We start from the raw sequence: 25,924 nt of genomic DNA, 5'->3' as shown, positions 1-25,924 counted from the left end.
GTTCAGGTTGGCGCGGCCGAGCCGCGGCGCCAAGTGTCGCTCAAGAGCGTGAACTCTGCGCGACGAACGTCTCCAGGCGATTCTTCGGGCGGGGTAGTCCGTAGTGCTCGCGCAGGGTGCTGCCGGTGTAGTCGGTCCGGAAGAGTCCCCGCTGCTGCAGGATCGGTACTACCTTTTCGGCGAACGCTTCGAGACCTGACGGCAGCACCGCGGGCATGATGTTGAAGCCGTCGGCGGCACCGTTCTCGAAGTAGTGCTGGATGGTGTCGGCAACCTGTACCGGCGTACCGGTGAAGGTGCGGTGGCCGCGGCCGCCGCCCAGTTTGCCGATGAGCTCGCGCACGGTGAGGTTGTCGCGGCGGGCCCAGTCGACGATAAGGGTACGTCGGCTCTTGGCGCCCTCGATCTCGTCCTCGCTGGGCAGGTCGGCAGGCAGCGGCTCGTCCAGCCGGAGCCGCTCGGGCTCGACGCCGAGCGTGCGCGCGATCTGCAGGACGGCGTACTGCGGTGCGATCAGGCGCTCGAGCTCCGCGTCGAGCTCCTGCGCCTCGGCCTCGGTGTCGCCGATGACCGGCACGATGCCCGGCAAGACGGTCACGTGGTTTGGGTCGCGGCCGGCGGCGATCGCGCGGCGTTTGATGTCGGCGTAGAAGGCCCGTGACTCCGCGAGCGTCGGCTGGGCGGTGAAGATCGCCTCGGCCCATTTGGCCGCGAACTCCTTGCCGTCCTCGCTCGAGCCGGCCTGCACCAGGAGTGGGTAGGCCTGCGGTGAGCGCGGTACGTTCAGCGGGCCGTCGACGCGGAAGAACTGGTCGCGATGGTCGATCGGCCGTACGCGCTCCCGGCTGGTGTGTACGCCGGTGTCCTTGTCGGCGACGACGGCGTCGTCGGACCAGCTGTCCCACAGCTTCGTGGCGACCTCGAGGAACTCGTCGGCACGGGCGTAGCGGGTGTGGTGCAGCGGCTGGTCCTCGAGACCGAAGTTGCGGGCGGCGGCGTCGCCTGCGGTAGTGACGATGTTCCACCCTGCTCTGCCACCGGAGAGGTGGTCGAGGGACGCGAAGCGGCGGGCCAGGTTGTACGGCTCGTTGTACGACGTCGACGCGGTCGCGATCAGGCCGATGCGCGAGGTCGTCACGGCCAGCGCCGCCAGCAGCACGGTGGGCTCGAGTTTGCCGCTCGGCCGGCGGCCGGGATCTCCGAAGAGCGACGGGCCGTCGGCGAGGAAGACCGAGTCGAACTTCGCGTCCTCGGCGACCTTCGCCAGATGCTGGTGCGCGGCGAGCGAGAGGTTGGAGTGCGGGTCGGACTCCGGCAGTCGCCACGAGGCCTCGTGATGGCCGGTGTCGTGGAGGAACAGGTTGAAGTGCAGCTGACGTTCGCTCATCACGCGCTCACCTCGGCGGCCTGGTGGATCCGGTTGGTCGGCCGCGCGAGACCGTAGCGGTCGCGCAGCGTCGAGCCCTCGTACTCGGTGCGGAACAAGCCGCGCTCCTGCAGGATCGGCACGACCTTGTCCACGAACGCCTCCAGGCCTGACGGGAGCACTGCGGGCATGATGTTGAAGCCGTCGGCGGCGCCGTTCGCGAAGAAGTGCTGGATGGTGTCGGCAACCTGGACCGGCGTACCGGTGAAGGTGCGGTGGCCGCGCCCGCCGCCGAGGCGGGCGATGAGCTGGCGCAGCGTGAGGTTCTCACGGCGGGCCAGGTCCAGGATGAGCGTGTAGCGGCTCTTGGCGCCCTCGATCTCGTCCTCCTTCGGCAGTAGGTCGAGCGGGAGCGGCTGGTCGAGGTCGAGCGCGTCGGGGTCGAGCTTGAAGCGCTGCGCCAGGTTGCGCTTCTGGTGCTCGGGGTTGATCAGCCGCTCGAGCTGGTCCTCGAGTTCGCGGGCCTCGGCCTCGGTGTCGCCGATGACCGGGACGATCCCGGGCAGGATCTTGATACCGTCCGGGTCGCGGCCGTGCGCCGCCGTACGCGCTTTGAGGTCGGCGTAGAACGCCTGCGAGTCCTCCAGAGTCTGCTGGGCGGTGAAGACCGCCTCGGCCCACGCCGCGGCGAACTCCTTGCCGTCCTCGCTCGACCCGGCCTGGACCAGCAGCGGCCAGCCCTGCGGCGGCCGGGGCGAGTTGAGCGGTCCGTCGACGCGGAAGAACTGGCCGCGGTGGTTGATCGGCCGGACGCGGTCCTTGCGGGTGTGTACGCCGGCCTCCTTGTCGGCGACCGTGGCGTCGTCGTCCCAGCTGTCCCACAGTTTGGTGACCACGTCGACGAACTCGTTCGCGCGCTCGTACCGGTCCTTGTGCAGCGGCACGTCGTCGAGGCCGAAGTTGCGGGCCGCGTCCGCGCCGGCGGTCGTGACGATGTTCCACCCGGCCCGGCCGCGTGAGGCGATGTCGACCGACGCGAAGCGGCGAGCCAGGTTGAACGGCTCGTTGTACGACGTCGACGCCGTCGCGATCAGGCCGATGTGCTCGGTCGCGCCGGCGATCGCCGTCAGCAGGACCGTCGGTTCGAGCTTGCCCGGTGGACGGCGCGACGGGTCCTGGCCCTGGACGGGGCTGTCGGCGAAGAAGATCGAGTCCAGCTTGCCGCGCTCGGCGATGCGGGCGACCTTCTGGTAGTACCCGACGTCCCAGATCGCGTACGGGTCGGACTCGGGCAGCCGCCAGGCGGCCTCGTGGTGGCCGACATCCATGATGAAGGCGTTCAGGTGGAGCTTCTTGGTCATGCTGGGTTCTCCTCTGCGACGCCAAGGGCGGACAGCAGTTGGGCTCGGTACTCCTGGAAGCGGGGATGGCTCGGCGCGTGGCCGTCGGGCAGGTCGATGCGCAGGTCGAGGACGAAGCGGCCCTCGTCGATGACCAGCACCCGGTCGGCGAGGTGCACGGCCTCGTCGACGTCATGGGTCACCAGCAGTACGGCGGGGTTGCGCCTCCTGAGCAGCTCACGCAGCAGCCCGTGCATCTTGATCCGGGTGAGCGCGTCGAGCGCGCCGAAGGGCTCGTCGGCCAGCAACAGATCGGGCTCGCCGACCAGCGACCGCGCTAGCGCTGCTCGCTGCTGCTCCCCACCGGAGAGCTCATGCGGCCAGGATCGCTCGCGGCCTGCGAGGCCGACTTCGGCGATCATCTGGCGGCCACGCTCGCGGATCGCCGAGCCGCGTTGCCCGAGCGTGACGTTGTCCAGGATGCGCTTCCACGGCAGGAGCCGGGAGTCCTGGAAGACCAGCGAGATGCTCTGCGGCGTCCACAGGTCGCCGGAGCCGGCGACCTCGTGGTCGAGACCGGCCACGGCCCGCAGGAGCGTGGACTTGCCGGAGCCGCTGCGGCCGATGAGTGCGACGAACTCCCCGCGGGCGATCGTCAGGTCGACGTGGTCGAGGACAGTCCGGTCGCCGAAGGATCGGGTGACGTTCTCGAGGTGGACCGCGAGGTCGACGGTCACTTCTGCAGCGTGCGACGCCATGACAGCACCCTTCGCTCGAGGAGACGCACCAGCGCGTCGGAGACGAAACCGAAGATGCCGTAGACCACCAGACCGACCAGGATGATGTCGGACTGCGCGTAGAGCTGGGCCTGCGACATCATATAGCCGACTCCGGAGGTGGCATTGATGGTCTCCACAACGATCAGCGCCATCCAGGAGCCGACGACGGCGAGCCGGAACCCGATGAAGAAACCGGGCAACGCCCCGGGCAGCAACACGTCGCGGACGTACTGCACCTTGGTGAGGTGCACAGCCTCGGCCAGTTCGACGAAGCGCTGGTCGATGCCCACCAGTGCGCCGTACGTGTTGATGTAGATCGGGATCAGCACCCCCAAAGCGACGACGGTGACCTTGAAGTCCTCGCCGATCCCGAGCCAGAGGATGAGCAGCGGGATCAGCGCCAGGTTGGGAATCGCCCGCTTCACCTGCATCGTCCCGTCGACGAACGCCTCGCCGATGCGGGTCAGGCCACCGACCACCGCGAGTACGACGCCGGCCGTCGTACCGAGGAGAAGACCGAGCATGGCGCGGTGCAGGGAGGTGGCGACGTTCTCCTGGAGCCGGCCCTGCTCGATCAGCGTCCAGGCGGTCCGCAGCGCGACGTCGGGACCGGTCAGCAGGCGAGGGTCGAGCAGGCCCGCCGAGGCTGCTGCCTGCCAGATGACGACGACGGTCAGCGGGCCCAGCAGGCGGGCGCCCCAGACGGACTTCCTGCGGCCGAGGCGAGAGGTGCGGGCCCGGTCCTTGACCTGGACCAGGCCGGGAAATCTCGATCGATGATCCAGGCCTGATTCAGCCGCCGGGGCGGCGGAACTTCGGGCCAAGGCGGTTTCGGACATGCGGGTTCCTCACTTCGTGTACTGCGCGTCGACGAAGGTGGCGGCAAGGCCCTCGAAGCGGGAGTCGAAGAGCTCCTTGACGTCGAACTTCTTGATGAACCCGCCCTCGGCGATCAGGTCGATGGTCTTCTGGCCCCAGACGGCCGCGTCGTCCCACTTCTTCGGGAACAGCGGCTTGTTGGTGTACTTCCAGATCCGGTCGGCATCCGCGGGGCTGACGCCCTGGTCGTCGACGTAGTAGAACTTCTTCCACTTCTCGGCGTTCTCCCAGGCCCAGACCTGCCCCTGGGCCCAGACGCGGATGTAGTCCTGGATCGCGCGCACCTTGTCCTCGTCGGCGAGGTTCTTCGTGGGCGTCCAGAGAATCGAGAGCAGGTCGACCTCCTCGGCCCGGATCGCTCGCGCGCCGTCCCGCTCGTACTGGCCGACGTACTTGGTCACCGACGGCTCGCTCAGTGGCGCGATGTCGACCTGTTTGCTCTGCAGGGCGGTGAGGAACGCCGAGCTGGGCAGGGCGACGAGCTTGACCTCGTCGTACCGGATGCCCGCGGTGTCCAGAGTGCGCAGCACGACGACGCCCTGCGCCTGGCCCTGGGAGAAGGCGATCTTCTTGCCCTTGAACTGCGAGAAGTCCTTGATGTCGGTGCCTGGTGCGGTCGCGAACACGTACGTCGGCTTCGGCTTCTCGGCCACCGCGACGACCTTGGTGTCGAGGTTGATGTCGTGGGCCTGGATCGGCGGGATCAGAGCGTTGCTCGCCACGTCGACGGCATTCGCTCGGAACGCCTGGATCACCTCGGGCCCTCCGGAGGCATTCACCCACTCGCCAACGGTGAAGTCGAGCGGCTTGATGGCCGGGCCCGCCGCCTTGAGCTGGAGCTGAGTGCTGCTGCCGGCGATCTTGAGCGTCGTCCCACTCTTCGGGGCACCGGTGGGAAGCGCTCCGGCGAGTGCCTCGGAGGCACCGTTGGCGTCGGCCGAGGCGCAGGCGCTCAAGGCCGTGGTACCGAGGACGGCACCGCCGGACAGTAGGAGGAAGCCGCGGCGGCTCAGCGATGTGACGGGCTGGTGAGACATCGAAGTCACTTCTCTCGGGGTAGGCACGTGTCGTTGTGGCTCAACGCGTCGTGCTGGACGGGTCTGATCGGAACGCGTGGTACGCGCGGTCGCGGTAGAGCAGCGGGGCAGTGGTGGGAGCGCCGAGGCTTACCTCCTCGACCCGGCCGACCACGAGCTGGGAGTCGCCTGCCGGGATTCGGTCGACAAGGCTGACCCGCAGCCGGTCGGGAGCCTCACTGAGAACCGGCTCGCCGGTCGCGAGCCGCTCCCAGCGGGTGCCGGCGAACCGGTCGATGCCGCTGGTGGCGAACCGACGGGCCAGTGGCACATGGCAGGCGGCAAGGAAATGGATGACGACGGTGTGCGCCACCTTGAGATGCGGCCAGCTCGACGAGGCGGTGTTGATCCCGAAGCTGATCAGCGGCGGCTCACTCGAGAGGGACGCCAGCGACGAGGCGGTGAAGCCGACGGGACCGCCGCCGGAGTCGAGCGTCACGACGACGACGCCGGCCGGGTGACCGCGAAACGCGCGCCTGAAGAGCTCCGAGCTGACGGCGGTGGCACAGGCGAAAGAAGACGTCATACAAACTATAGTAAGTTAGTAGACATAGATGGAAAACAATGCAGCGGAATGAATTAAAGAAGCTGGTTCACACTGCCGGTGCGGCGGGGAACTCGTGTCCTCGTGCGAGTGGTGATGCATAGACACGGTCGAGGGCCGCCGCCCCGCCGGCCACGGAGAGGGCCTGCCGCGGGAAGCTGCTGGCGAAGACGGTCCGGGTGGGGTTGTCGCAGACCGACGATCGCGCGGCGACCTCGGAACGCAACAGATCGAGGCAGCCATGGATCCGGCTCACACCTGCCTCGACCACGGTGAGCACCTCGGGGTTCAGCAGGTCCAGAAGCATCGCAGCCGCTCGCCCGACGGTGCGTGCGCGTTCGTGGAACATCGAGATGGCATCGGCGTCATCCGCCTCGGCCAGCGCTACCAGGTCACGGAAGACGGGGCGGTCGATCAAACCGGCGCTCAGCGCGCGACGTACCAGGGTCTGCTCCGAGACGGCGGCCTGGAGGCAGCCGGTACGCCCGCACCTGCAGGGTTCGCGGCTGTCGTCGACGGGGAGGTGCGCGATCGCGCCCGCCGCCGAGCGCGGCCCTTGATGCAGTGTTCCTCCAGTTGCGAACGCGACATCGACGACATTGCCGACGAACAGGTTCGCCGTACTGGACCGAGCTCGCCGGGCGTGCCTACCGAACAGTTGCTCGGCACGGACCAGAGCACGGGAATGCCCGTCGACCTGGACCGGAAGACCCGTGGGCGCGAGAAACTCACGCACCCGGACATCGCGCCATCCCAGCAACTGGTGCTCGACCACGAGGCCCGCTGACGCGTCGACCCAGCCCCCGGTGGTCACGCCGAGCCCCAGTACATCCCGGTCGCCGGCCTCGTCGTCGACCAAGCGGTTCACCAGCGCGGCAAGCCGGGGAAGGACGGCGGCGGCCGAGAGGTCGTCGTGCTCGACCCGGCGCTGGGTGAGCACACGGCCGCGCAGATCGAGCAGCGAGACGGTCAGCCGAGGTACGGCGATATGCGCACCGACCACGACCGTTCGGCCGGTGTCGATGTCGAGGGGGACGTGCGGCCTGCCGATCCCCGGCGGTCCGGCCGCTTCGGGTGCCTCCCGGAGCAGGCCGCGCGCGATCAGTTGCGCCGAGATCCCGGTGATCGATGCGTTCGAGAGGCCGGTCAGCCGGGCCACTGAGCTGCGAGCGACCGGACCACTGTCGAGCACAGCCCGCAGTACGGCGCCGGCGCTGCCCGAGACACCTCGGACCGGGCGCTCAGGCAGGTCGACGCGCCGCGTCGACCGCCTCGACGCGGACAGGTGCCGGTCAGGGGCTGGATGGGAAGGCACGAGGACCTCCGGCTAACTCGACAAGATCACTGGACTTACGTCAATCAAGCCGCACCGAGTCGAGGATCGCCGGGCCCATCCAGTATGTGGACGCCGCCCGTAAAGTCTAGCGATCCACTAGACTTTAGAAGTGCAGCCCGTTCGTACCCGGCGGGCTGCACCAAACGACGATCGCTCTTCACAGGCTGTCCGCGTCTGGCGTGCACCCAGGGCCCGCACGCCGGGCGCGGACGACGGCGCGGCTTCGGCGCGGGCGGATCTGGAGGGTTGATGGGGCGGCGGGAGTTGCATCTGGGGTTGAACGCGCCGGGGTTTCAGCGATCGGCGTGGCGGCGGGACGGCGTGGATGCGCTGGGCACGGCGAACGCCGAGTACTACGTGCGGATCGCGCGCGAGGCCGAGCGCGGGTTGTTCGACGCGTTCTTCCTGAACGATCAGCCGACGCTGCACCCGGGGTGGGAGACGACGCCGCAGGCGCGGTTGGATCCGGTCGTGGCGCTGGCGTCGGTCGCGCAGCATACCGAGCGGATCGGTCTGGTCGCGACTGTGTCGACGAGCTGGAATCACCCGTACAACCTGGCGCGTGCGATCGGAAGTCTCGACCGGGCCTCGCACGGTCGCGCCGGATGGAACGTGGTGACCAGCTACAACCCGCTGATCGCCGCCAACTTCGGGCTCGACGTCCTGCCGCCGAAGGAGGAGCGGTACGCGCGGGCCGGTGAGTTCGTCGATGTGGTGCGGCAGTTGTGGCAGACCTGGGCGCCGGATGCGATCGTCGCGGACCGGGGTACCGGCCAGTGGGCCGATCCGGAGCGGATCCGGTTGGTGCGGCATCGCGGTGCGCACTTCTCCGTCGCGGGCGGGTCGACCGTGCCGTCGTCCGAGCAGGGGTCGCCGGTGATCTTCCAGGCCGGCGCGTCGGAGGCGGGGCTCGGGTTGGCGGCTCGCCAGGCCGATGCCACGTTCGTCGCCGCGACCACGCTGGAGGCTGCGGTCGCTTATCGGCAACGGCTCGATGCGGCGTCCGTCGTACGGGAAGCGGGACGTGCGAGGGTGTTGGCGTTGCCGGGGGCAACGCTTGTGCTGGGGTCGACGGATGACGAGGCCGAGCGGCGGTGGGCAGCCGGTGTCGACGCGGACGGCGCGGCGGCGAGTGTGGCGCATCTCGCGACACGCCTCGGCCTGCCGGCCGGAAGGCTCGAGCTGGACGCGCCGATCCCGTTGGGCGAGGTCGATCTCGCGATGCGGCGGAGCCAGGATTCCGAGGGATTCGTGGACAGCATGGTCGCTGCGGCGCGTACGGGCCGTACAGTCCGTGAGATCCTCCGCGGTGGCGCCGGGCACCTGCAGGTGGTCGGATCGCCGAAGACGGTGGCCGAGCTGTTCGAGGACTGGTTCGCCCGCGGCGCGGTCGACGGCTTCAACCTGATGTTCGACGTCATCGAGGAAGGCCTGCCGCTGTTCGTCGACGAGGTCGTACCGATCCTGCAGGAACGCGGCCTGTTCCGCCGCAGCTACGCCGGAACGACGCTGCGCGACCATCTCGATCTACCGATTCCCAGGTGGTGACGAGCCGTCGAAGTGCAGGACCTCGTTGAGCGGTGGCAATCGGAGGACCGTCGCCAGTGCTGCGGCCGCGACGAGGGAGGTAGCGCCGCCGAGAATCAGGAACCGGCCCTGGGGCAGCCACGAGGCGACGAGCGGTGCGGCTGCGCGCGACAGAGCCATCGGGACGGTCATGACGGCGACGATGCTGGCGAATCGCAGAGCTCCGAAGGCATCGGCGACGATCGACGGGCGCGCGATCACGCCGACGCCTTGTCCGAGACCCACTGCTGCTACTGAGAGGATGATCAACGGTAACGACGCCCCGGCCAAGGGCATGAGTAGGAGCCCGATGCCTTGGATGGCGAAGGACAGTGCGGTCAGGCGTGTCATGCCGTAGCGGCGCGACAGCCTGGTTACGGCGAGTCTCGACACGATCATGAGGATGCCGACCACTGTCGGCATCGTCGAGGCTGTTTCCGGGGAGTGTCCGATGTCGCGCAGGTAGGCGACGACCTGGAGAAGGAACGCGGACACCGCTGCCGACTGGCCGACGAAGGCCAGGGCGAGCAACCAGAACCGGATCGATCGCACTGCCCGGCCGGTCTGTGTGCCGGCGCGGCTCTGCAGGCTGAGCCGGTGCGTGGCCCGGGCGGGAACGCCCCACAGATGTGCCGGTACGGCGGCCGCCGCGAGGACGGCGGCCAGCACCAGCAAACTTGAACGCCAACCGAGTTCCAGCTCGAGCCAGCCGGTCAACGGGTAGTAGAGGCTCGTCGCCAGGCCGGTGACCATGGTGACCGCGAGGATCGCCTGATCTCGGCGGTCAGCGCCGGCAGCGACGACGAGTACGGCGAAGGCGGCTTCGTAGGTCGACATCGCGACCGCCAGTCCGACGAGCACGAAGGCGAGGTAGAGCGATACGAGGTTGCCGGCCGTCGACCACAGGACGACCGCGAGCACGCCCAGCACCGATCCCGTCGTCATCATGAGCCGGCCACCGAAGCGGTCGAGCAGGTGGCCGATCGGCACGGCCGCCAACGCCCCGATGAGGGTGGAGATGGTCGAGGCGCCCGTGATCGCCGTACGGGACACGCCGAGATCCTGCGCCATCGGGATCAGCAGGACCGGGAACGCCTGGACGAGCGCGCCGTAGCCGACTGTCTGCGTCAGCGCGAAGACAAGTGTCAGACGTCGCGGATTGATCTCCGGGACGAGCTCCGCCGCGGGCAGGCAGGCTGCGGTCATCCGAACTCAACGAAGCGGGCACGTTCGACCAAAGCCTGTTGATGGTTCACAAGATATAAGAGTAATTCTATCAACTAACTATATTTAAGCATCCCATCTCTCGGACGCTCGAGCACTGCGACGGTGTTGAGAGAATCGTATTGGAGTGAGGGACTTGAGCTGCGAAGACAGCCTGCGGGGGAAGCGCCGCCCTGGTGACCGGCGCGACGTCGGGTATCGGCCGCGGGATCGCGCTGGAGCTGCAGCAAGCGCGGAGCTCGTTCTGCACGGGCGGGACACGGAGCGCGGTGCGAGCCTGGTGAAGGAGATCGTCGAGCGACGTGGCCGGGCGCGGTTCGAGGCAGCCGATCTCGCCGACCCGGAGGAAGTCCGCCCGCTCGGCGCCGCGGCGGGCGAGATCGACCTGCTGGTGAACAACGCGGGCGTCTACGAGTTCGCGAGCACGCCGGACACCGACGTAGCGGACTTCGACAAACACTTCGCGGTCAACACTCGAGCACCCTTCCTGCTGGTCGGAGCGCTGGCGCCCGGTATGGCCCGCCGTGGTCATGGATCGATCGTCACGATCAGTTCGAGCGCGGCCCGGAGTACGGCGGCGATCGGAGCGGCGTGCGGAGCGTCCAAGGCCGGTGTCGAGGTCCTGACCCGCTATTGGGCGACGGAGTTCGGTGGCCTGGGGTGTTCGGGCCAATGCGGTCTCGCCGGGCCCCGTACTGAGCGAGGGCACTAGCCCGATCTTCGGCGAGAACGTCGAGGCGATGGGCACACTGGTCAACGCCCGCGGCAAGGTCGGCGCCCCGGAGGAGATCGCGCAGATCGTGCTGTTCCTGGCCGGGCCGGGCAGCGGCTACATCAACGGCGCCATCCTCACGGCCGACGGCGGCGACGTCAGCACCCTCCCAGGCTGATCGGAGACCGCGCCATGCAGTTACCCGAACCCTCCTGGCTGCGGTTGCTGAAGATCTCAGCCGAACAGCTGCACGGCGTACAAGCCGCCGATGCCAACCGCGAGCCCGCCGAGGAGCAGCCGCAGCACACTCTCCGGCAGCCGCGGTTGCAGATGAGCACCGACGTACCCGCCGATCAGGCCGCCCAGTCCGCAGGCCAGCCCGAGGGACCAGACCGGCGCGATACTGCCTGGGCTTGTCAGCGCCAGCAACGAGTACGTGACGGCGCCGACAACCGAGGTCAGGAACGTCGACGCGAGCGCGGCCGGCGCGACCTTGGCGACCGGCATCCCGCGCCCGACCAGGATCGGCCCGAGCAGCGAACCTCCACCGATGCCATAGATCCCACCGACCACTCCCACGACCAGCGCCAACGCGGTCACCGATCGCGGCGACGGCTCGGCCGCCGGCCGCGCGAGCACCGGACGGAGAGTTCGTGCGCACAGCCACCCGCCCAGCGGCAAGAGCAGCGCTGCGACGAGCAGACGGAAGACCCCGGCGCCAGGGATCGCAAACACCTTGATCACCGCGCCGAGCACCACGCCCGGCAGCGTCCCCAGAACAAGCCTCCTGGTCAACGGACCGCCGAGCGTCCCGCCCCGGCGATGCCGCAGCAGCGCGCCGGGACCCGCCACGACGTTGAACAACAGGTTCGTCGGCGTTACCGCCGGGCTGGGAACATCCAGGACGCTGAGCTGGACCGGCAACAAGAACACCGCGCCGGAAACACCCACGGGCGCCGTGACGGTTGCGATCAGTAGGCCGACCGCGAACCCCGCCAAGCTGGTCGACCAGCCCATCACCGGCTCCGCCTCGTCACAGGCTCAGTATCGAGGCCTGTGCTACACCGACCGGGTCTCGTCCACACCCTGGCACCGGTTGACAAACCGGAGTGCGGTCGCCGAGAGGGTGGCCGATCCTGGGGTCGTAAACCGGCGCCAGGGCTCGCGGTTCCGGGATCGACCGGTCCAGCTCGACAATCTTGCCTACCGGCTGTCAGTGCAGCGCGGCGTTCGCGGCGTCGTTCGCTTTCTGGAGACCTTCCGCGACCGGGAGACGGCCGAGGAACACCTCGTTCAAGGTCGGCTGGGCGGCAGTCGACGCGGCGCCGTACTTCTCACCGACCGGTGCGGGGATGATCGGATTGTTCTTCACCACGTCGAAGAAGGGGGTGACGTCCACACCCTTGCTCTTCCAATAGTCGAAGTACGACTGCTGGGCGGCGAGCACCGCCGGGAGATTCGCGCCGGTCTTGCCGATTGCGCTGTTGCCTTCTGCGGTGCCCAGCCACTCGAGGAGCTTCTTGGTGGCGTCGAGGTGTTTCGACTGAGCGTTGCCGACCGCAACGATGCCGTTCGTGACGCTGATCGATCCGGCGGGGCCCTTGGGCAGGTTCACGACGCCCCAGTCGAACTTCGCCTTCGACACGTTCTGGAGGTTGTAGAGACCGGACTGGAACAGTGCTTCCTTGCCCTGGGTAAAGGCGTCCAGTGCGAAGTTACCGTTGGTGTTGGTGTCAGCCGCGCTCGGAGCCACGTGGTACTTGTTGATCAGGTCGACGACGTACTGGAAGGCCTCGACCGTCTTCGGATTGGTCAGAGTGAACGTGCCGTCGCTGTTCTGGTACGTGCCGCCGTTCGAGCCGATGTAGTTGATGTAGATCGCTTGCAGATCCTGCGCGGCGTTGTAGCCGTACTGCGTGATCTTGTCGGCGTTGAACCCGGGTTGATCGGCAGTCTTCCCTGCGGAGTCCTTGGTCAGTTTCTGCGCGACGGACAGCAAAGTGCCGCCGGTTGGGTTCCAGGTGAGCTGCTTGATGTCGGCTTCGGTCAGTCCGGCGTCGGCCAGGAGCTTCTTGTTGTAGAACACGCCGATGCCGCCGTCGGACAGTTGCGGAACGCCCCAGAGCGTTCCGTTGCGCGTGTACTGGTCGACCACCGACTTGGCCCAGGTCTTCTTCGTCGCGTCGGCGTCGGCGCCGTACAGGTCGTTGACGTTGACGAGCTTGCCGGCCTCGGGGTAGTTGCTGAGGTTCTGCGCGTTGAGCCAGTAGACGTCGTCCGCGCTCGAGCCGGCGATGTCCGTACGCAGCTTGGTGAAGTAGTTCGCCCACGGAACGACGTTCACCTTGACGGTGATGTCCGGGTTCTTCTCGTGGAACGCCGCGAAGGACTGTTCGTACGCGGCCGCGGCGCCGGTGTCCCAGGTCCGGAACGTGAGGGTGACCGGACCGGACGCGTTCTTCTCACTGCCTGAGCATCCGGCGAGGGTAAGCGTCGCGGCTACCACGATGGCGATGCCGGCGGCGAGACGTGGTCGTCTCATGAAGGATTCCTTTCAGCGGAAGCTGGTGATGGCGATCGATCGGATGATCTGCCGGTTGAACGCGAGGAAGATGATGATCAGCGGTGTCAGGGCGAAAGTGGTGGCCGCCGTGACGAGCGTCCAGTTGCCGTTGTACTGGCTCTGCATGGAGGCGGTCGCGACGGTGATCACGCTCCACTGGTTTCCGCTGGTGATGATCAGTGGCCAGAGGAAGTTGTTCCAGTGCGAGACGATCGTGACGACCGCCAGCGTCACGATGATCGGGCGGGACAGCGGAACCATGATCCGGGTCAGGATCTGCCAGGTCCCGGCGCCGTCGATCCGGGCGGCGTCGACGATGTCCTGCGGGATGCCGCGGAAGTACTCGCGGAGCAGGAAGATCGCGTACGGCGACCCGAAGAGGTACGGCAGTACGAGTCCCCAGAACGTGTTGCGCAGTCCGGCTTCCGACATCATCAGGTACAGCGGCACGATGGTGGCGATCGGCGGAATCATGAGCGTCGACAGGTAGAGCCAGAACACGACGTCGCGGCCCGGGAAGCGAAGCCGCGCGAACGCATACGCGGCCAGGATCGAGAACAGGAGCTGTCCGGCCAGTACGACGACCACGTAGCCGGCCGTAACGCCGACCGCCCGGCCGAAGTCCACGAAGTTCCCGCTGAACAGATCGACGTAGTTCCGGCCGGTGAACGGGCTCGGCGGCGCGAGGGACGACTCCGTCGCGAACTGCCCCGGTGTCTTGACCGAAGTCATCACGCTGAGGACGAACGGTGCCAGGGTGACGACCGTACCGGCGAGAAGTATGGCGTACGTCGTTGCTGTACCGGCGGTACCGCGGGTGTCAACCGAGGTCATAGGTGATCTTTCGGCGGAAGTAGAGGTTCTGGCCGATCGTGACCGCGACGACGGCCACGAAGAGTACGACCGCGGTGACAGCTGCCTGGCCGATGTCGAAGTTCACGAACGCCTGCTTGTAGATGCGGTAGGCAATGACATCGGTGGCGTCGAGCGGCCCGCCTTGGGTCAGGGAGTAGATCGTGTCGAAGGCCTGGAAGGACGAGATGATCGAGGTGACCAGGACGAAGAACAGCGTCGGCCGGAGTAGCGGTAGCTTGATGCTCCAGAAGATCCGGCGCGCGCCGGCGCCGTCGACACGGGCGGCCTCGACGATATCGTCCGGGATCACCGACAGACCCGCCATGAAGAAGAGTGCGACGTACCCGACCTGCGACCAGATGCTGACGAGGGCAACGGCGGGCAGCGCGAGCGCCGACTCGGTCAGCCAGGCGACGTGCGTGCCGAGCACTGCGTTGAGCGCTCCGTTGGACGGCTGGAAGATCCAGCTCCAAACGACGCCGAGCGCCAGCGGCGCGCATACCCAGGGAATGACGAAGATGACCCGGAACACTCCGGATCCCGGCAGCCTCCGGCTCAGCAGGACCGCGACCAGCAGACCGAGTCCGGTCTGGACGGGGATGACCAGCAGGACGAAGAGCAGCGTCACCAGCAGGGAGTGGACGAACGTCGGATCGGTCAGAACCGCCTGCCAGTTCGAGAGTCCGGCGAAGGTGATCGGGCCGACCAGGTCCCACTTCTGGAAGCTCAGCCACACGACGACGAGGACCGGCAGCAACAGGAAGACGGAGATGCCGAAGATGCTCGGGGCAAGCAACGCGTAGCCTGCCAGGCTGTCGCCGCGACGACGCCGCGTCGGAGATGTCTTCCTCACGGGCACTGACGGTAAGCGACGAGTGTGCGGCAGGAAGCTCTATCTCAACTTATAAGACTGAATTACTAGACTTTCGTTGTGTCATCTGTACAGTACTTAGCGTGATCAACCTCGTACGCCGCCGGCACATCGACTTCGGTCGAGTGTCGAGTGCTGCGTGTTGACGGATTCGTTGTCCGGTTGATCCTTCCGTGAGCCGATCCCGGCTCACTTCGGGCGGCTGTTTGCTGCCCGGTCTCTCCATGCCGATATCTCAGGTGGTTTCGGCATGGATTCGTTCCCTTTTGATGACAGGAGATTGCCATGTCCAAATACAAAGCCCGGTTGCTCAGCGTTCCGGCCGCGATCGCGCTGGTCGGTGGTGCGGCGTTGCTGACGGCACCGACCGCGTCGGCACATGATCACCCGACGCCGGTGGCGAACGTCGGCGCCGCGATCAAGTACGACACCGACCACCTGCAGTACGAGCACCTCGATCAGCCACTGCTCGGTTTCGGCCCGACGCTCAAGGACCCATGGGCCTGGACGACCGGCCACCTGACACCGTTCGTTCTGGACACCGCCGCGCTGGCGGTCACCGGCCATGACGCCAAGGGCGGCGACGGCAGCCACCAGCACTGAGGCCCGTCAAGCGTTCCCGCTGGGATGGTATGCCCGGCGGGAACGCCGTCGGTCGGACGAAGGTGGTGATCAGGTTGCGACGGGTTCTGCTGGCTGCGGTTGCTGTGGCTTTGACGTCGCTGGCCGCGTTTCCTGCTCCGGCCGCCGCGCACACGAGGCTGATCGCGAGCGTGCCGCGAGACGGTGTGGTGCTTGCCGTTGGTCCACCGCGGGTGTCGTTCACGTTCGACCAGCAGTTGCAGCAGTTCCATGGCTACACGACGATCCTCGTGACCGGACCCGATGGGTCGAGCTGGCCGATCGGGCCGGTGCAGATCGAAGGGCACAGCATCAGCGCGGCCGTGGGGGAACTGGGGCCTCACGGGCGCTACGTGTTCAGCTATCGGGTAGTTGCCGCCGACAGTCATCCGGTCGCCGGCCGGATCGCCGTGACCGTGTCGTACACACAGGATGGCGTGGCGCTGCTCGCCCGAACGAAGCCGTCGCGGAGCTTGGGCTGGGTTCTGTCTGTGCTGGTGCTGACAGCACTGGGGGCCGCGTTGTGGGGCGCACGCCGTCGCATGATCGCGAGGTGACTCGGCAGGCGGCGTTGCTGGGGGCAACGGCCAGTTGTGTGGCCGTCGCGGCACTCGCGACGGGTGTCGCGTTGACGTGGCCACCCTCGGTCATCGGCCTGCCGGAGGCAGGGGTGGTGATCCGAACCGCGGTCCCTGTCGTTCGGCTGATGGCGACCTCGTTGGCGGTGGCAACGTTCGGCCTCGGACTGTTGAGGCTGCTGTTACCGAACGCGTCCGAACTCGACTCGGTCAGCAGGCGGGCCGTGCTCGCCTCCGCCGTCGGCTGGGTGCTGACGCTGGCCATTACCTTGTGGCTGCAGGCGTCGGAGCTCTCGCCGGCCGAGCGAGTGGCGGCGATCGGAGACGAATGGTCCTATGGGTTGGAGATCTGCGGCGGGCGAGGGCTGTTGTCGAGTATCGCCGCGGCCGTGGTGGTCATGGTCTGTTCACAGGGGACTCGGCGGTGGCAGCAGGTCGCCGGGCTGGTGCCGGCCGCTGTCGGAGTGATCGCGGTACCGCTGTCCGGTCACGCCTCGCAAGGCTCGCAGCCGTGGCTCACGATGACGGCGATCGGGCTTCACGTCGTCGCAGTGGCGGCCTGGGTCGGTGGCCTCGGCGCGGTCGCCGTTGTCGTGACGTCAGATCGCGTCGTGCTCGCAGAGGTATTACCGCGGTTCTCGAGGGTCGCCGAGCTCTCGATCATCACGGTCCTGATCACCGGCCTGCTCCTCACGCCGTCTCGCCTCACCCGCCAGGCATTGCCACGAGTCCCGCAAGTGCTCGGAGCGCTGACCGGCACTCCTGCGGGCTGGCTCGTCCTCGCGAAGCTGGCGTGCGTTGTCGCCCTGGCCGGCCTGGGCGGGTACACCCGGTGGCGGATCCTCCCAGTCGTTGCCCGCGGCGAGCGAACGGCATTCCTGACCTTCGCGACGCTCGAGATCACCGTCATGGCGGCAGCGATCGCCGTCGCCACGGCCCTCGCCCGCCCACTCTGAAACCTCCGGAGTGTGAGAGCGGATCTGCGACAGAGCCGTGATTCGTATCGTGGTGGAGTGAGCAGGATGAAGCGGGTTGACGCGGAGTACCTCCGGGATGCCTGTCCGGGGCGGCTGGTGCCGGATCACATCGCGGGTCGGTGGGGTGAGCGACAAGATGCTTGCGCAGACCCTGCGGAGTCTGACGCGCGACGGCCTCGTGGCGCGGACCGCGACCGAGACGGTGCCTCCGCGGGTGACGTATGCGGTCACCGCGCTGGGCGAAGGGGCTCGGCGATCTCATGGGATGGCTGTCGCTCCATGCCCCGCAGCTTGTGGCTGCCTGCGCAGGAGGAACACGACCGTACGACGCTTGCAGCCGTCGGTGCCCGGGTGTTCAGCAGCCTGGCGGAACTGCTTGCTGACCCGGGCACCCAAGCACTGGTTGTTGTCCGAACGGTGCTCCTCAGACGAGTTCGTAGGCTGGGTCGCGGTGGAGTTTGGTGTCGATGCCGATCTCCTCGTCCTCGGCGGAGATGCGGATGCCGATGGTCTTCTTGATGGCCAAGGCGATGACGAATGCCAATGCGAACGAATAGACGAGTACTGAGCCTGCTGCTGCGGCTTGCTTCCCAAGCAGCCCGATGCCGCCGCCGTAGAGGATGCCGTTCTGGCCGTTGGGCATCGTGGAGTTGGCGAAGAAGCCGATCAGCAGGGTGCCGATGATGCCGCCGACCAGGTGGACGCCCACGACGTCGGTGGAGTCGTCGTACCCGAAGCGGTGCTTGAGGCCGACGGCGAACGGACAGATGAGGGCGGGGATGGCGCCGACGAAGATCGCGCCGATCGGTGTGACCGCGCCGCAGGCGGGGGTGATGGCGACGAGGCCGGTGATGGCGCCGGTCGCGGCGCCGATGCCGGTGACGTGGCCGTCCTTCAGTTTCTCCACGCCGAGCCAGGCCAGAGTGGCGGCGCAGGTCGCGGTGAAGGTGGTGACCATGACGATTGCGGCGGGCTTGCCGGCCGAGAGGGCGGAGCCGCCGTTGAAGGCGTACCAGCCTGCCCAGAGCAGGCCGGCGCCGAGGATCGTGAGCGGCACGTTGTGCGGCTTGCGGGCGCTCCAGTCCTTGGACTTGCCGAGCACGATTGCGAGTGCGAAGGCGGCTGCGCCGGCGTTGATGTGCACCGCCGTACCGCCGGCGAAGTCGATCGCCTTGAGTTTGTTGGCGATCCAGCCGCCCGTGGCATCGGGCGTCGAGACACCGTCGAAGGCGAAGACCCAGTGGGCGACCGGGAAGTAGACGGCGACGGCCCAGACGGCGGCGAACACCATCCAGGCGGAGAACTTCATCCGGTCGGCCGCGGCACCGGACACGATGGCCACCGTCAGCGCGGCGAAGAGTGCCTGGAAGAGGCTGAACAGGCTCAGCGGCAGGCCCTTGATGGTGGTCATCGGGTCGAGCATCGATTTCATGCCGGCGAACTCGCTGAGGCTGCCGACGAAGCCGCCGTGGCTGGTACCGAAGGTCATCGAGAAGCCGAACAGCACCCACAGCACACCGACGATCGCGACAGCTCCGAAGGTCATCATGATCATGTTGATCGAGCTCTTCACGCTGACCATGCCGCCGTAGAAGAGCGCCAGGCCCGGGATCATGATCGTCAGCCCGATGATGCAGCACAGCATGAAGGCTGTGGTTCCAGTGTCCATCTCGTCTCCTGAGGGGATAGGGCGCCGCTTCGCGCCGTCTCGCAAGAGTGGACACTGTTTCCTTTGCGTGGACACGGCGGATGTGTAACGGCGCTGTGAACTGCGGCGCCTCTGGTCGCCGTCACGAGAAGCTCACCGACCGGAAATGCCGAGGAAACGTCCAGCGCCTTGACTGTCTACTGACCGTAGATCATGATTCATGACAGTAGACGCCGAGGAGAATCTCGATGCCCTCCCTGCCTGACCTGAAGGTCCTTGCCGAGGCCGCCGGGACGCAGTTCATCCTGGCGCTGTTCGTCGATCTCAACGGCAAGCCGTGCGCGAAGCTCGTCCCGGTCGAAGCCATCGAGCAGTTGATCGAGGACGGTGCCGGCTTTGCCGGGTACGCCGTCGGCGCGATCGGTCAGGCGCCGCACGATCCCGACCTGATCGCTGTGCCGGATCCGGCGTCGTTCACCCCGATTCCGTTCGTGAAAGAGGGCCTCGCGCTCGTGCACTGTGATCCGCATGTGGACGGCAAGCCATGGCCGTTCGCGCCGCGAGTGATCCTCAAGTCGATCCTCGCGAACGCCGCCGAGACCGGATTCAGTGTCTACGCCGGAGCCGAGGTGGAGTACTTCCTGGTCAAGAAGCTCGCGGACGGCAGGCTCGTCACGGCCGACTCCGCCGACGAGGCCGACCAGCCCTGTTACGACGCTCGTGGTGTCACGCGGATGTACGACCACCTCACGTCGATCTCGCGGGCGATGAACGACCTCGGCTGGTCCAACTACGCCAACGACCACGAGGACGGCAACGGCCAGTTCGAGCAGAACTTCACCTATGCCGACGCCCTGACCACTGCGGATCGCGTTGTGACGCTGCGCTATTTGCTGAGCGTGCTGGCTGCGGAACGGGGCATGATCGCGACCTTCATGCCCAAGCCGTTCGCGAACCGCACGGGATCGGGCCTGCACCTCCACCTCTCGCTGCGGGACGCCGCGGGGGAGACGGCGGTCTTCCCGGGCGGCGAGGCCGAAGACAAGGTCGGTCTGGGCCTCTCCGAGACTGCCTACTCATTCGTCGCCGGCATCCTCGAGCACGCGGCAGCGCTGCAGGCGGTCATTGCTCCGACGGTGAACTCCTACAAGCGCACCGGCGCCGCGGCCTATTCGGCCTCCGGTGCCACCTGGGCGCCGCGGCTCCCGACGTACGGCGGCAACGACCGCACGCACTATGTGCGTGTGCCCGACAGTCAACGGATCGAGTTGCGGGGCGGCGACGGATCGGCCAACCCCTACCTGGCGATCGCCGCGGCCGTCGGCGCCGGCCTCGACGGGATCGAGCGCGGTCTCGAGCTCGGTCCGATCGGTACCGGTCCCGATACTCCGTTCCCCTCCACCCTCGTCCACGCGGTCGATGCGTTCGAGGCCGACAAGACGGTCATGGCCACGCTCGACGTCGCCGGCCCAGGAGTGGCGGAGTACTTCGCGAAGCTCAAGAGGGACGAGTTCTACGCGTACCACGCCGCCGTCGCCCAGTGGGAGATCGACCGCTACCTCACAGCATTCTGACCACGCTGCTTCGAGAAGGGACGCTTTGGATGTGTGGAATCGTCGGGTTGCACCTGCGCAACGCCGAGCTCTTTCCCCGACTCGGTGAGCTCCTCACCGGCATGCTCTGTGAGATGGAGAACCGGGGCGCGGACTCCGCAGGCATTGCCGTGTACGGCGACCCGACCTGGTCCCCGTCCGGCAGGGGTGTCATCTCCATCATCGATGTCGACGCCGGCGCCGACGAGGTCGCCTCGGCCCTGGCGGCCGAGGTCGGTATCGACGTCTCGGTCATCGCTCGCGGTACGACGTACCTCGTGAACGCGGACGTCGCCTCCGAGGAGCTGCTTGCGGCGGCCCGGAAGGTCTATCCGCAGGTGCTTGTCGGCGGCTTCGGCGAGGACCTTGCAGTACTCAAAGGCGTCGGCCGGCCGCAGGATCTCGTCGAGGAGTGGGGCCTACCGGGTGTGCGAGGCTGGCAGGGCGTCGGCCACACCCGGATGGCGACCGAGTCGGCGGTGACACCGTCCGGCGCGCACCCGTATACGGTCGGCCCCGGCGAATGTCTTGTACACAACGGCTCCTTCAGCAACCACGCGACGATCCGCCGCGACCTGATGGCTGCCGGCGTGGAGTTCGACTCGGAGAACGACACCGAGGTCGGCGCGCGCTTCGTGGCGTACGAGCTCGCCGGCGGCGCGGACGTCGAGACAGCGCTGACTAATCTGACCAAGACGTTCGACGGCTTCTACACCTTGCTGGTCTCCAATCGCGACTCCTTCGCGGTCGTGCGCGACGCGATTGCCTGCAAACCCGCCGTCATCGCCGAGACGGACGACTGGGTCGCGATGGCTTCGGAGTACCGCGCCCTCGCGCACCTGCCCGGTGTCGAGACCGCGCGGATCTGGGAACCCGAACCCGAGGCCATCTACGTCTGGAACCGCGACCTCGAGAAGGCTCTCGCTTGATGACGACCACTATTTACGACCTGGCGGCGACCAGGCTCCGCGAAGTCAACGCCGCGCTGCACGCTCTGCCGCGGGAGGGTCTGTCCGGCGACTTCGAGATCACCAACGTGGCCGGCGCTCACAACGTCGCCGTCGGCCTCGATGCGCCCGTGAAGGTGACGATCTCGGGGCACGTCGGATACTTCGCCGCCGGCATGAACCAGCAGGCGGAGGTGACCATCGACGGCAACGCCGGCCAGGGCGTCGCGGAGAACATGATGAGCGGCGTTGTTCATGTCACCGGCTCTGTCTCGCAGTCGGCGGGGGCCACCGGACGAGGCGGCCTGCTCATCATCGACGGCGACGCCGGTGCGCGCTGCGGCATTTCGATGAAGGGTGTCGACATCGTTGTCGGCGGCAACATTGGCCATATGAGTGCGTTTATGGCGCAGCGTGGGTGTCTGGTGGTGCGGGGCGATGCCGGCGACGCCCTGGGCGACTCGATCTACGAGGCCAGGATCTATCTTCGCGGCACCGCCAAGTCGCTGGGCGCCGACTGTGTGGAGAAGCCGATGGAGGCCGAGCACCTCGAGGAGCTCGCCGGGCTGCTCAAGGCGGCCGGCCATGAGGACGATGACCTGACGGCGTACAAGCGCTACGGATCGGCCCGCGCGCTCTACCACTTCACCCACGAAAACCAGTACTGAAAGGCGCCCGTCATGACTGTCTCCGCTGACGACCGCGCGCGGATGGGCCTGCGCGAGTCCGCCACCTTCGATCGTGCCACCGTCGCCGCTATCCACCGGGCCGCCGAGACGGGCATCTACGACATCCGCGGCTGGGGAGCCAAGCGGCACGTCCCGCACTTCGACGACCTGCTGTTCCTCGGTGCCTCGATGTCGCGCTACCCGCTCGAGGGCTACCGCGAGAAGTGCGGCACCGATGTGGTCCTGGGCGCGCGCAACGCGAAGTACCCCGTGCACCTCGACATCCCCGTCACCATCGCCGGCATGAGCTTCGGCGCCCTGGGAGCCAACGCGAAAGAGGCCTTGGGGCGAGGCGCCTCGGCGACCGGCACCACCACCACGACGGGCGACGGCGGGATGACGCCCGAGGAGCGCGGCCACTCGAAGACGCTCGTCTACCAGTACCTCCCGAACCGCTACGGCATGAACCCGGATGACCTGCGCCGCGCCGACGCGATCGAGATCGTCCTGGGCCAGGGCGCCAAACCGGGCGGTGGTGGCATGCTGCTGGGGCAGAAGGTCTCCGAGCGGGTCGCCGGTATGCGTGACCTGCCGGCCGGCATCGATCAGCGCTCCGCCTCGCGGCACCCCGACTGGACCGGGCCCGACGACCTGACGATCAAGATCAACGAGCTCCGCGAGATCACCGACTGGGAGAAGCCGATCTACGTCAAGGTCGGTGCCTCGAGGCCGTACTACGACGTGAAGCTGGCCGTGCACGCCGGGGCTGACGTCGTCGTGGTCGACGGCATGCAGGGCGGCACCGCCGCCACTCAGGACGTCTTCATCGAGCACGTCGGCATCCCGACCCTCGCCGCGATCGGCCCTGCCGTCCGGGCTCTCCAGGAGCTCGGCGTGCACAAGAAGCCGGACGGCGTTCAGCTCATCATCTCCGGTGGTATCCGTACCGGTGCCGACGTTGCGAAGGCCCTCGCGTTGGGCGCGGATGCCGTCGCGATCGGCACGGCCGCGCTCATCGCGCTCGGCGACAACCATCCGAAGTACGCCGCGGCGTACGAAGAACTGGGGAGCGCCGCCGGCTTCTACGACGACTTCCAGGACGGGCAGGACCCCGCCGGCATCACTACGCAGGACCCCGAACTGCAGAAGAACCTCGACCCGGTCGAGGGCGGCACGCGGCTGGCCAACTACCTGCGCGTGCTGACGATGGAGACCCAGACGATCGCCCGGGCCTGCGGAAAGGCGCATGTCACCCATCTGGAACCCGAGGACCTCGTCGCCCTCACTATCGAGTCGGCCGCGATGGCCGGCGTACCGCTCGCAGGCACCAGTTGGATCCCGGGGCAGGGACTCTGAGATGGCGCAGAAGGTCGTGATCATCGGCGGAGGCCTGATCGGTCTGTCCGTTGCCCGGGCAGTGACCGACCGGGGCATCAGCGACGTACTCGTACTCGAACGCCATCAGCTTGCCAGCGGCGGCACCGGCAAGTCGTCGGGCATTGTTCGGGTCCATTACGGCGTACCGTCGATCGCTGCGATGGCTTGGCGAAGCCTGCCGCTGTTCGAGGAGCTCGGTGCCGACGTCGGCTTCCGCCAGACCGGGTACGTCGTCCTCGTCGGAGAGGAGAACGTCGAACCGCTGAAGGCCAACACCGCAATGCACCAGGGTCTCGGTGCCGACGTCGACCTGATCGATGTGGACAAGCTGCAACAGCTGTGGCCGATGCTCAACGTGGACGACGTCGCGTCGGCGTCGTACGAGCCACGCGGCGGCTTCGCCGATGCGACCCAGCTCGCGTTGTACTTCGGGCAGAAGGCGCGTGACAAGGGCGCGAAGATCCGGCAGAACTCCGCCGTCGCCCGGATCCTCACCGACGGCGACAAGGTCACCGGAGTCGAGCTCGACAATGGCGAGGTCGTCGAGGCGGACACGGTCATCGTGGCTGCCGGCTGGTGGTCCAAAGCGCTGCTCGCGCCGGTCGGTGTCGACCTGCCGATCGAGGCGTACCGCTCGGAGCTGCTCATCGTCGACGCCGGCGTGAAGCTGCCCGACCTGCCCGTCGTCTCCGACCTGGTGAGCCTGCAGTACTGCCGTGTCGAGGGCGCCGGCCAGTTCCTCGTCGGAAACAGCGACCACGCCGACTTCCGGCACAAATTCGTTGACCCCGACAACTACTCGAACATCGCGGCGGAGGCGAGCATCGAGAAGTACGCCGAGAAGGTGATGCACCGGTTCCCGGGATTCCCCGATCCGGCGGTCACACACACCTACGCCGGCGTGTACGACGTACCGCCGGACTGGAACCCGGTCATCGCGCCGGTCGGTCCCGACGGGCTCGTGCTCGCGGCCGGCTTCGCCGGGCACGGCTTCAAGATCAGCCCCGCAGTGGGTGACCTGGTGGCCGACCTGCTGATCGACGGCGGCAGCACCGACCCGGATGTTCCGGCGTCGGATTTCCGCCTGGAGCGGTTCGCCGAGGGCAAGCCGCTGTCCAGCCTCCACCCGTACGGGGGCGCGGGAGAGATGCGCTGAGCCGATGATGATCCTGACTCCCGCCGACGTGCCACCTATGCCGTGGAAGAACGGGGCAGGCACCACGCGGGAGCTTGCGGTTGCCCATGACGACGATGGGCGGATGCTGTGGCGGATCAGCGTCGCCGAACTGGCTGTTGCCACGCACTTCTCCTCGTTGCCTGGGCTGGACCGCAGCTTCACTGCCCTTGGTCGGCTGGAGCTGACGATCGGTGGGGAGCGGAAGTGGTTCGAGAAGGGGGACCAGGCCCGCTTCGCCGGTGAGGAGGAGGTCGTTCTTCGCTCGCTGCCATCCCGCACAAGCGCCCTCAACGTGATGACTCGACGCGGGCGGTGCACCGCCGGCGTCACGCTGCATCCGACCGCGGACGGTCTCTGTGTCGACACCGATCACATCGTTGATCTCGGTGACTGCGTTGCTCAAATTCGGATTCGGACATCAGGAGCTTCGTGAGTACGACGTCCCGCTTCGTTGTCGTCGGCGCCGGCCTCACCGGCGCCGCGACCGCTTGGCAGCTCGCCCGGCGCGGTTATGAGGTGACGGTGCTCGAGCGCACGACGCCGGCCAACCGCGAAGGAAGCTCGCACGGGTCCGCCCGGATCTTCCGCTACGCCTATCCGGACACCTTCTACGCCGCCCTGGTCCAGGAGGCTCGCGCCGAGTGGGATGAGCTGGAAGCGGCGACCGGCCTCGAATTGATCCGGCGGACGGGATGCCTCGACTTCGGCCGTGCCCGGGAACCGCAGCGCCTCGCGCGGATTCTGGACCAAGTCGGAGTCGAGCACGAGTTCGTGACCGCTCGGGAGGCTGCGGTCCGCTGGCCGCAGATCACCTTCGACACCGACGTCGTGTGGCACCCCGGCGCCGGTGTCATCGACGCGGAGACCTCGGTCGACGCGATGCTCGATCGTGCGCGGGCGGGAGGCGCGTGGGTCGAGTACGGACGGCCGGTGGACTCGGTGGAGCGAGCCGGTGCGGGGTACGTCGGCGGAGAACCGCGCGAGGGTCGTCGACTACGTCCGTCGTACGCTGCCCGGACTCGTCCCCGAGCCGTACGCCGAAACCACCTGCATCTTCACCAATACCCCGGATGCGGACTTCGTGATCGACGGTGTCGATGGCCTCGTCGTCGCGTCGCCGTGCTCGGGCCACGGGGCGAAGTTCGCGCCGCTGCTCGGCCGGATCATTGCTGACACCGCTCTGGGTACCCCGGTACCGGCCAAGCTTCGGGTTGCCTGACTTGTTCAC

26 protein-coding genes and 2 pseudogenes are annotated in these 25,924 nt (G+C 67.4%); 15 read left to right on the top strand and 13 right to left on the bottom strand.

Translation table 11 applies throughout. The features are described from left to right. Nucleotides 1-40: 40 nt before the first annotated feature. From ACWF0M_RS05515 to ACWF0M_RS05485, 7 genes are all read right to left on the bottom strand, one after another. Entirely contained in the window at nucleotides 41-1,387 is a 1,347-nt protein-coding gene (locus ACWF0M_RS05515; RefSeq protein WP_452234386.1) for an LLM class flavin-dependent oxidoreductase, read from the bottom strand. Then, on the bottom strand, nucleotides 1,387-2,727 hold the full coding sequence (locus ACWF0M_RS05510) for an LLM class flavin-dependent oxidoreductase (protein ID WP_452234385.1): 1,341 nt from the start codon (nucleotides 2,725-2,727) through the stop codon (nucleotides 1,387-1,389). The genes ACWF0M_RS05515 and ACWF0M_RS05510 overlap by 1 nt, the downstream gene beginning before the upstream one ends. After that, a complete protein-coding gene (locus ACWF0M_RS05505; protein WP_452234384.1) occupies nucleotides 2,724-3,464 on the bottom strand; it encodes an ABC transporter ATP-binding protein in 741 nt (246 codons plus the stop codon). Before ACWF0M_RS05505 ends, ACWF0M_RS05510 begins: the two co-directional genes overlap by 4 nt. Next, nucleotides 3,440-4,324 carry an ABC transporter permease gene (locus ACWF0M_RS05500; protein ID WP_452234383.1) on the bottom strand — a complete coding sequence of 295 codons (885 nt, stop codon included), beginning with the start codon at nucleotides 4,322-4,324 and terminating at the stop codon, nucleotides 3,440-3,442. Before ACWF0M_RS05500 ends, ACWF0M_RS05505 begins: the two co-directional genes overlap by 25 nt. A gap of 9 nt (nucleotides 4,325-4,333) precedes the next feature. Further along, entirely contained in the window at nucleotides 4,334-5,401 is a 1,068-nt protein-coding gene (locus tag ACWF0M_RS05495) for an ABC transporter substrate-binding protein (protein WP_452234382.1), read from the bottom strand. 40 nt (nucleotides 5,402-5,441) lie between these two features. Next, complete coding sequence (locus tag ACWF0M_RS05490; RefSeq protein WP_452234381.1) at nucleotides 5,442-5,966, bottom strand: flavin reductase family protein; 525 nt, start codon at nucleotides 5,964-5,966, stop codon at nucleotides 5,442-5,444. 67 nt (nucleotides 5,967-6,033) lie between these two features. Continuing rightward, the gene (locus tag ACWF0M_RS05485) at nucleotides 6,034-7,299 is read right to left on the bottom strand and encodes an ROK family protein (RefSeq protein WP_452234380.1); all 1,266 of its coding nucleotides are present in this window, start codon (nucleotides 7,297-7,299) and stop codon (nucleotides 6,034-6,036) included. Nucleotides 7,300-7,569: 270 nt separating this feature from the next. Here ACWF0M_RS05485 and ACWF0M_RS05480 point away from each other — a divergent pair, with 270 nt between their 5' ends. Further along, entirely contained in the window at nucleotides 7,570-8,868 is a 1,299-nt protein-coding gene (locus tag ACWF0M_RS05480; RefSeq protein WP_452234379.1) for an NtaA/DmoA family FMN-dependent monooxygenase, read from the top strand. On the opposite strand, the gene ACWF0M_RS05475 is transcribed toward ACWF0M_RS05480, so the two are convergent. Further along, nucleotides 8,848-10,092 (bottom strand): MFS transporter, encoded by a 1,245-nt coding sequence (locus ACWF0M_RS05475; RefSeq protein WP_452234378.1) that lies wholly within the window; start codon nucleotides 10,090-10,092, stop codon nucleotides 8,848-8,850. The genes ACWF0M_RS05480 and ACWF0M_RS05475 overlap by 21 nt on opposite strands. Before the next feature lie 145 nt (nucleotides 10,093-10,237). Between ACWF0M_RS05475 and ACWF0M_RS05470 the strand changes: the two genes are divergently transcribed. Beyond that, a complete protein-coding gene (locus ACWF0M_RS05470) occupies nucleotides 10,238-10,822 on the top strand; it encodes an SDR family NAD(P)-dependent oxidoreductase (RefSeq protein WP_452234377.1) in 585 nt (194 codons plus the stop codon). Then, nucleotides 10,761-11,000 (top strand): SDR family oxidoreductase, encoded by a 240-nt coding sequence (locus ACWF0M_RS05465; protein ID WP_452234376.1) that lies wholly within the window; start codon nucleotides 10,761-10,763, stop codon nucleotides 10,998-11,000. The genes ACWF0M_RS05470 and ACWF0M_RS05465 overlap by 62 nt, the downstream gene beginning before the upstream one ends. 56 nt (nucleotides 11,001-11,056) lie before the next feature. Here the strand turns inward: ACWF0M_RS05465 and ACWF0M_RS05460 are convergent, their stop codons facing one another. The 4 genes from ACWF0M_RS05460 to ACWF0M_RS05445 all read right to left on the bottom strand — a co-directional run bounded on the left by ACWF0M_RS05460 (nucleotide 11,057) and on the right by ACWF0M_RS05445 (nucleotide 15,093). Beyond that, entirely contained in the window at nucleotides 11,057-11,839 is a 783-nt protein-coding gene (locus ACWF0M_RS05460; protein ID WP_452234375.1) for a TSUP family transporter, read from the bottom strand. 196 nt (nucleotides 11,840-12,035) lie between these two features. After that, nucleotides 12,036-13,364, bottom strand: coding sequence for an ABC transporter substrate-binding protein (locus tag ACWF0M_RS05455; protein ID WP_452234374.1), 1,329 nt, complete (start codon nucleotides 13,362-13,364; stop codon nucleotides 12,036-12,038). Nucleotides 13,365-13,376: 12 nt separating this feature from the next. Further along, nucleotides 13,377-14,219 carry a carbohydrate ABC transporter permease gene (locus tag ACWF0M_RS05450; protein ID WP_452234373.1) on the bottom strand — a complete coding sequence of 281 codons (843 nt, stop codon included), beginning with the start codon at nucleotides 14,217-14,219 and terminating at the stop codon, nucleotides 13,377-13,379. Then, on the bottom strand, nucleotides 14,206-15,093 hold the full coding sequence (locus tag ACWF0M_RS05445; protein ID WP_452234372.1) for a carbohydrate ABC transporter permease: 888 nt from the start codon (nucleotides 15,091-15,093) through the stop codon (nucleotides 14,206-14,208). Before ACWF0M_RS05445 ends, ACWF0M_RS05450 begins: the two co-directional genes overlap by 14 nt. A gap of 303 nt (nucleotides 15,094-15,396) precedes the next feature. On the opposite strand from ACWF0M_RS05445, the gene ACWF0M_RS05440 reads away from it, so the two are divergent. The 4 genes and pseudogenes from ACWF0M_RS05440 to ACWF0M_RS05425 form a co-directional block, all read left to right on the top strand. Next, on the top strand, nucleotides 15,397-15,714 hold the full coding sequence (locus tag ACWF0M_RS05440) for a hypothetical protein (RefSeq protein ID WP_452234371.1): 318 nt from the start codon (nucleotides 15,397-15,399) through the stop codon (nucleotides 15,712-15,714). 74 nt (nucleotides 15,715-15,788) lie between these two features. Then, entirely contained in the window at nucleotides 15,789-16,289 is a 501-nt protein-coding gene (locus tag ACWF0M_RS05435; protein ID WP_452234370.1) for a copper resistance CopC family protein, read from the top strand. Then, complete coding sequence (locus ACWF0M_RS05430; RefSeq protein WP_452234369.1) at nucleotides 16,286-17,266, top strand: copper resistance D family protein; 981 nt, start codon at nucleotides 16,286-16,288, stop codon at nucleotides 17,264-17,266. The genes ACWF0M_RS05435 and ACWF0M_RS05430 overlap by 4 nt, the downstream gene beginning before the upstream one ends. Nucleotides 17,267-17,363: 97 nt before the next feature. Beyond that, a pseudogene (locus tag ACWF0M_RS05425) lies at nucleotides 17,364-17,519 on the top strand (winged helix-turn-helix transcriptional regulator); the annotation flags it as partial. Nucleotides 17,520-17,711: 192 nt separating this feature from the next. Here the strand turns inward: ACWF0M_RS05425 and ACWF0M_RS05420 are convergent. After that, nucleotides 17,712-18,956: an ammonium transporter gene (locus tag ACWF0M_RS05420; RefSeq protein ID WP_452234368.1), complete on the bottom strand. Its 1,245-nt coding sequence runs from the start codon at nucleotides 18,954-18,956 to the stop codon at nucleotides 17,712-17,714. Nucleotides 18,957-19,183: 227 nt separating this feature from the next. On the opposite strand from ACWF0M_RS05420, the gene glnT reads away from it, so the two are divergent. The 8 genes and pseudogenes from glnT to ACWF0M_RS05380 all read left to right on the top strand — a co-directional run bounded on the left by glnT (nucleotide 19,184) and on the right by ACWF0M_RS05380 (nucleotide 25,915). Further along, nucleotides 19,184-20,509, top strand: a complete 1,326-nt coding sequence (gene glnT, locus ACWF0M_RS05415; RefSeq protein WP_452234367.1) for a type III glutamate--ammonia ligase — start codon at nucleotides 19,184-19,186, stop codon at nucleotides 20,507-20,509. A gap of 29 nt (nucleotides 20,510-20,538) precedes the next feature. Further along, entirely contained in the window at nucleotides 20,539-21,456 is a 918-nt protein-coding gene (locus tag ACWF0M_RS05410; protein WP_452234366.1) for a hypothetical protein, read from the top strand. Further along, entirely contained in the window at nucleotides 21,456-22,142 is a 687-nt protein-coding gene (locus ACWF0M_RS05405; protein WP_452234484.1) for a GltB/FmdC/FwdC-like GXGXG domain-containing protein, read from the top strand. The genes ACWF0M_RS05410 and ACWF0M_RS05405 overlap by 1 nt, the downstream gene beginning before the upstream one ends. Before the next feature lie 12 nt (nucleotides 22,143-22,154). Beyond that, nucleotides 22,155-23,498 carry an FMN-binding glutamate synthase family protein gene (locus ACWF0M_RS05400; RefSeq protein ID WP_452234365.1) on the top strand — a complete coding sequence of 448 codons (1,344 nt, stop codon included), beginning with the start codon at nucleotides 22,155-22,157 and terminating at the stop codon, nucleotides 23,496-23,498. A 1-nt stretch (nucleotide 23,499) separates the two neighbouring features. Further along, entirely contained in the window at nucleotides 23,500-24,675 is a 1,176-nt protein-coding gene (locus tag ACWF0M_RS05395; protein ID WP_452234364.1) for an NAD(P)/FAD-dependent oxidoreductase, read from the top strand. A 4-nt stretch (nucleotides 24,676-24,679) separates the two neighbouring features. Beyond that, the gene (locus tag ACWF0M_RS05390) at nucleotides 24,680-25,129 is read left to right on the top strand and encodes a HutD/Ves family protein (protein ID WP_452234363.1); all 450 of its coding nucleotides are present in this window, start codon (nucleotides 24,680-24,682) and stop codon (nucleotides 25,127-25,129) included. Further along, nucleotides 25,126-25,614, top strand: a pseudogene (locus tag ACWF0M_RS05385) (FAD-dependent oxidoreductase); the annotation flags it as partial. The gene ACWF0M_RS05390 and the pseudogene ACWF0M_RS05385, both read left to right, overlap by 4 nt. After that, a complete protein-coding gene (locus tag ACWF0M_RS05380; protein WP_452234483.1) occupies nucleotides 25,544-25,915 on the top strand; it encodes an FAD-dependent oxidoreductase in 372 nt (123 codons plus the stop codon). The pseudogene ACWF0M_RS05385 and the gene ACWF0M_RS05380, both read left to right, overlap by 71 nt. The last annotated feature ends 9 nt before the right edge of the window (nucleotides 25,916-25,924 follow it).

The organism is Kribbella sp. NPDC055110 (assembly GCF_053607525.1).
This window is presented reverse-complemented; position numbering and strand designations above follow the sequence as displayed.